Annotated in this window: 1 protein-coding gene; it reads right to left on the reverse strand. The window is 43.1% G+C overall.

The window, feature by feature from the left end:
- On the reverse strand, positions 1–269 hold a 269-nt coding region (locus tag SB752_RS32535; protein ID WP_486320408.1), incomplete at both ends, for an oxidoreductase.

The raw sequence follows: 269 nt of genomic DNA on the forward strand, positions 1-269 counted from the left end.
TTGCTAAGAAATTGTGGGATAAGCATGCCTGCTATTGCATGAATCTCAATGCCATCAAAGCCAGCATCTTTTGCATTTTGAGCAGCCTGTCTGTAATCCTGTATCGTTCTGTGAATTTCAGTAACCGTCATTTCACGAGGTGTTACGGTATCTTTAAAACCTTCGGGAGTGAAAGATTTTGATTGTATATTGATTGCTGATGGCCCAACAGGAAGCTCTCCATTCTGCAGATCCGGATGTGCTCCCGCACCAATATGCCCTAATTGTGA

It is taken from the genome of Brevibacillus sp. SIMBA_040, assembly GCF_046535075.1.
Classification (GTDB): domain Bacteria; phylum Bacillota; class Bacilli; order Brevibacillales; family Brevibacillaceae; genus Brevibacillus.